Raw genomic sequence first — 5,417 nt, 5'->3', positions numbered from 1 at the left:
GTCCTCGGCGGCCTCGGCTCCGGTACGGCGACCGCCGTGGCCGCGACCGGTATCGCCGCGCAGAGCGACCCGCACCGGGTGTCGACGCAGGGCCTGCTGAGCGTCTCGGCGCTGGCGGGCACGCTGTATCTGACGATCCCCCGGCTGGGCCCCGGTCACGGCATCCCGCTCGCCGCCCTCGCCCTCGCGGCCCTGCTCACCCTCCCGGCGACGGCCCGTCTCGCGGCCCCGGTGGCAACGACCCACGTCGCCCGGGAGCGGGGCCCACTGCCCCACCTCCGCCACGGCATCACCCTCGCCGTCACGCTCGTCCTGTGGTCCCTGGCGCAGAACTCCCTCTGGGGTGTCAGCGGCCGGATCGGCACCACCCAGGCCGGGCTCACCGAGGTCACCGTCGGCGCGGTCTTCGCGACGGCGCTCGGCGCGGGCCTGCTCGGGGTGATCGGGGCGAGTGCGCTGGGCGCGCGCTTCGGCCGCGCGCTCCCCATCGGCGTCGGCACGGCGCTCATCGCCGGCTGTATCGCGCTCAGCGCCACCGCGCGGGACCTGCCGACGTTCGCGACGGGCGAGATCGCCTGGAACGCCCTGTACCCGGTCGTCCTGTCGTACCTCATCGGCCTCGCCGCCTCCCTCGACCCGCGCGGCCGCTGGGCGGTCCTCGTCGGCTCCGCGTCCTCGCTCGGCACGGCCGCCGGCCCCCTCGTCGGCAGCCTGCTCGCCACCCATGTCGGCTACCCGGCGATGGGCGCGATCCTGGCCGTGGGCCTCCTCCTCATCACGGGCCCCATGACCCGGGTGGCCCTGCGCACGACCACACCCACGACGGAGCACGCCCGCTACCGGGAACAGACGACCGCCGAGCAGCCGCAGTACCGCCCGGCGGCCTGAGGCACCGCCCTCACCCGAAGTCGTACGCGTCCACCTCGGCGAGGTACCGGGCCCGCCGCTCCTCGTCGTGTTCCAGGAAGGACGCGGTGAAGGAGTTGCGGGCCAGTTCGCGCAGCCGGTCCTCGCTCAGGCCGAGCCGCTGCCGGACGGCGTCGAAGTTGTCCCCGGCGTACCCGCCGAAGTAGGCCGGGTCGTCGGAGTTGACCGTGCAGAGCAGGCCCGCGTCGAGCATCGCGGGCAGGGGGTGGTCGGCGAGGGTGTCGACGGTCCGCAGCCGGACGTTCGACAACGGGCACAGCGTCAGCGGGACGCGGTCCCGTACCAGGCGCTCGACGAGGGCGGGGTCCTCCATGCACCTCAGTCCGTGGTCGACACGTTCGACACCGAGGACGTCGAGGGCCTCGGTGATGTACTCCGGCGGCCCTTCCTCCCCCGCGTGCGCGACGCGCCGCAGGCCCAGCGCGGCGGCCGCCTCGTACACCTCACGGAACTTGGCCGGCGGATGCCCGACCTCGGCCGAGTCCAGCCCGATCCCGACGATCCGGTCGAGATACGGCTTCGCGGCCTCCAGGGTGTCGAGGGCCGACGCCGCGGACTCGTCCCGCAGAAAGCACATGATCAGCTGAGTGGAGACCCCGTGCGTCTCCTCACTCCTCCCCAGCGCCCGCCACAGCCCCTCGACGACCGTCCCCATCCCGACGCCCCGCGCGACATGGGCCTGCGGATCGAAGAAGATCTCCGCGTGCCGTACGCCCTGGGCGGCGGCGCGGGCCAGATAGGCGTCGGCGAGGTCCGCGAAGTCCTGTTCGGTGCGGAGCACGGCCATCAGCTCGTAGTACAGGTTCAGAAAGGACTGCAGATCCTCGAACTCGTACGCCTTGCGGAGCGCCTCCGTGTCCGCGTACGGCAGCGCGACCCCGTTCCGGGCGGCCAGCGCGAACGCCAGCTCCGGCTCCAGGGTTCCTTCGATGTGCAGGTGCAGTTCAGCTTTGGGGAGGGACATCAAAGCATCGTACGACCGCTCTACCGCCGTTTCGGAAGCGCCACCCGCATCAGGTCGTGCGCCACGGTCAGCTCCCCCTCGAACCCGGCGGCCCGCGCCTGCCGTTCGAACTCGGCGGGCTCGGAGTACCGCTGGCTGAAGTGGGTGAGCACCAGATGCCGTACGCCGCACTCCCGGGCCACCGAAGCGGCCTGACCGGCCGTCAGATGCCCGTGATCCACGGCGAGTTGGACGTCCTCGTCGAGAAACGTGGACTCGATGACGAGCATGTCGGCCGCGTCGGCGAGGGCGTAGACCCCGTCGCACAGCCGGGTGTCCATGACGAACGCGAACCGCTGTCCGCGCCGCACCTCGCTGACGTCGTCGAGACGGACGCCGTCGATCGCGCCCTCCCGCTGGATCCGCCCGATGTCCGGCCCCTTGATCCCGCGCTCGGCGAGCCGCTCGGGCAGCATGCGGCGCCCGTCGGGCTCGACGAGCCGGTACCCGTACGACTCGACGGGGTGCGAGAGCTTCCGCGCGTCGAGCGAGTACGACGGCCCGGCGGCCAGCGCCCCGCCCTCGCCGTCGACCGGCGCCTCGATCAGCGGGACCGTCTCCCGGTACGCGGTGGCGTACCGCAGCCGGTCGAAGAAGCGCTGCCCGGAGCGCGGGTAGTGGGCGGTGACGTCGTGGGGCACACGGTCGAGGTTGATCCGCTGGATCACCCCGGCCAGCCCCAGCGAGTGGTCCCCGTGGAAATGGGTGACACATATGCGGTTCAGGTCGTGCGCGGCGACCCCGGCGCGCAGCATCTGCCGCTGGGTGCCCTCGCCCGGGTCGAAGAGCAGTCCTTCCGCGTCCCAGCGCAGCAGATAGCCGTTGTGGTTGCGGTGCCGGGTCGGGACCTGGCTGGCGGTGCCGAGGACCACCAGTTCGCGTACGGACACGGCCCGTTATCCGGGGGGCCACTGCAGGCCACGACCACCGACGACGTGGGCGTGCGCGTGGAACACGGTCTGGCCCGCGCCGCCACCGGTGTTGAAGACGACCCGGTAGCTCTCCAGCTTGTCCTCGTCGGCGACGGCCCGCGTCTCGCGGAGGACGTCCGCGGCGAGTTCCGGGGCGGCGGCGGCGAGTGTCGCGGCGTCCGCGTAGTGCGCCTTCGGAATGACCAGGACGTGCGTCGGTGCCTGTGGGTTGATGTCCCTGAACGCGACCGTCGTGTCCGTCTCCCTCACGATCGTCGCCGGTACGTGCCCTGCCACGATCTTGCAGAACAGGCAGTCGTCCTGCGGCTCCCCAGCCATGTGTCGCCTCCCAGCCACCGGTGATCGCTACCCGGGCATGCTATCGCCAGGGTGCGTTGTCGGGTGCGGGTCCGGTGGGGGCTTCTCGCGCGGTTCCCCGCGCCCCCTGAAAAGCAGGGGGCGCGGTGGCGAGGAGAGGGCTACGTCTCCGGCAGCGGAGGTGCCGTCTTCGCCGGCGTCGATTCGAGCCCCTCCAGCGCGATCCGGATCGCCTCGTCCAGCTGCGGGTCACGGCCCGCCGCGTAGTCCTGCGGCGCCTGCACGACCTCCACGTCCGGATCGACCCCGTGGTTCTCGACCCCCCACCCGTACCCCTCCAGCCAGAAGGCGTACTTCGGCTGCGTCACGAGCGTCCCGTCCACCAGCCGATACCGGCTGTCGATCCCGACGACACCGCCCCACGTCCGCGTACCGACCACCGGTCCGATCCCCAGCGCCTTGATCGCCGCGTTGACGATGTCCCCGTCGGACCCGGAGAACTCGTTGGCGACGGCGACGACGGGCCCCCGGGGCGCGTCGTCGGGATAGCTGGTCGGCCGCATCCCGCGCGGCAGGTCCCATCCGACGATCCGCCGCGCGAGCTTCTCCACGACGAGCTGCGACGTGTGCCCGCCCCGGTTCTCCCGGACGTCCACGACGAGCCCCTCCCGGGCCACCTCGATGCGCAGGTCGCGGTGGAGCTGGGCCCAGCCGGAACCGACCATGTCGGGCACGTGCAGATACCCGAGCCGGCCACCGGACCTCTCGTGGACGTAGGCCCGCCGGTCCGCCACCCACGCGTGGTACCGCAACGGCTCCTCGTCGGAGATGGGCACCACGACGGGATGCCGGAGATCCCCGCCGCCGGACGGCAGGACGGTCAGCTCGACCGCCTTGCCCGCCGTGCCGACGAGCAGCGGTCCGGGCCCGGCCACCGGGTCGACCGGCTGCCCGCCCACGGCGACGATCGCGTCCCCGGCCCGCACGGCCACACCCGGCGCGGCGAGCGGCGAGTGCGCGTCGGGGTCGGAGGTCTCCGAGGGCAGCACCCGGTCGATACGCCACAGCACGGACCCCTGCGGGCCGTCCTCGTGCCGGGAGACGTCCGCCCCGAGCAGCCCCTGCCGCCGGTCGCCGGAACCGCCCCGGCCGCGCGGGGTGACGTAGGCGTGCGAGGTGCCCAACTCGCCCTGCACCTCCCACAGCAGGTCGACCAGGTCGTCGTGCGTGGCCAGCCGGTCGAGGACCGGACGGTACCGGTCCAGGACGCCGTCCCAGTCCACCCCGCCCAGGTCCGGGCGCCAGAAGTTGTCCCGCATGAGACGGCCGGTCTCGTCGAACATCTGCCGCCACTCGGCGGCCGGGTCGACGGTCCGGCGTACGCGCGAGAGGTCGACCGTGATGTTCGTGTCGCTCTCGTCGTCGTTCGAGGCGCGCCGGTCGCTGGGGACGACCTTGAGCTTGCCGTCGGTCCACAGCAGGACCCGCTTGCCGTCGCCGCTGACGGTGAAGTGGTCGGCGTCGGAAGCGAGGTACTCGAGGCGCCGCTGCGCGAGGTCGTAGCGCTCCAGGGAGGACTTCGGGTCGGGGTCGTCGGGCGTGGCCCGGGAGTGGCCGAGGACTCCGGTGACGGGGTGGTGCAGCCACAGGACGCCGTCCTTGGCGGCGCGGAGCGTCGAGTAGCGGGCGGCCTCGACCGGGAAGGGGACGATCCGGTCGGCGAGCCCTTCGAGGTCGATCCGGGTCGCGGGGGCGCCCTCGCTGTCCGGTGTCTCGTCCTTGTCGGGCGCCTCGAACGGCCTGCCGTGGCGCTGCGGCCCGAAGGGGGACGGGGTGGTCGCGGCGAGCGTGATGAGGTGCGGGCGGGCCCCACTGACGAAGTGGAGGTCGAAGACGTGCTCGTCGTAGACGGGGTCGAAGGCGCGGGCGGAGAGGAAGGCGAGGTGCTTGCCGTCGAGCGTGAACGCCGGTGAGAAGTCCTGGAAGCGGAGCGGCGTCGCCTCGGTGACGGACAGGTCGGCCGTGTTGGCGAGCTTCAGCTGACGCAGCGGGCGCGGGCCGGGGTGCGACCAGGCGAGCCAGGCCGAGTCGGGCGAGAAGACCAGGCCGGTCACTTCGCCGTCCTCGCTGCGGTCGACCTCGCGGACCTCTCCGGACTCCCGTTCGACGAGCAGGACCCGGCCGTCGTGCGTGGCGACGGCGACCCGGCTGCCGTCGGGCGCGACGGCGAGCCCGAGGACGCGGCCCAGCTGCGCGGC

Annotated in this window: 5 protein-coding genes; 1 reads left to right on the top strand and 4 read right to left on the bottom strand. The window is 72.8% G+C overall.

Annotation, left to right across the window (positions count from 1 at the left end):
• On the top strand, positions 1-888 hold an 888-nt coding region (locus tag AWZ10_RS18615; RefSeq protein ID WP_107417456.1), incomplete at its 5' end, for an MFS transporter.
• 10 nt (positions 889-898) lie between these two features.
• Here the strand turns inward: AWZ10_RS18615 and AWZ10_RS18610 are convergent.
• The 4 genes from AWZ10_RS18610 to AWZ10_RS18595 all read right to left on the bottom strand — a co-directional run.
• On the bottom strand, positions 899-1,891 hold the full coding sequence (locus tag AWZ10_RS18610; protein ID WP_046708062.1) for an adenosine deaminase: 993 nt from the start codon (positions 1,889-1,891) through the stop codon (positions 899-901).
• 20 nt (positions 1,892-1,911) lie between these two features.
• Entirely contained in the window at positions 1,912-2,820 is a 909-nt protein-coding gene (locus AWZ10_RS18605; protein ID WP_046708063.1) for a ribonuclease Z, read from the bottom strand.
• A gap of 6 nt (positions 2,821-2,826) precedes the next feature.
• On the bottom strand, positions 2,827-3,180 hold the full coding sequence (locus tag AWZ10_RS18600; RefSeq protein ID WP_037699849.1) for an HIT domain-containing protein: 354 nt from the start codon (positions 3,178-3,180) through the stop codon (positions 2,827-2,829).
• A 140-nt stretch (positions 3,181-3,320) separates the two neighbouring features.
• Positions 3,321-5,417: S41 family peptidase (locus AWZ10_RS18595; RefSeq protein WP_208618521.1), on the bottom strand; the 2,097-nt coding region annotated here is incomplete at its 5' end.

It is taken from the genome of Streptomyces europaeiscabiei (assembly GCF_001550375.1).
Classification (GTDB): domain Bacteria; phylum Actinomycetota; class Actinomycetes; order Streptomycetales; family Streptomycetaceae; genus Streptomyces; species Streptomyces europaeiscabiei.
The sequence above is the reverse complement of the archived record's forward strand: the minus strand, read 5'-3'. Positions and strand labels throughout refer to the sequence as shown.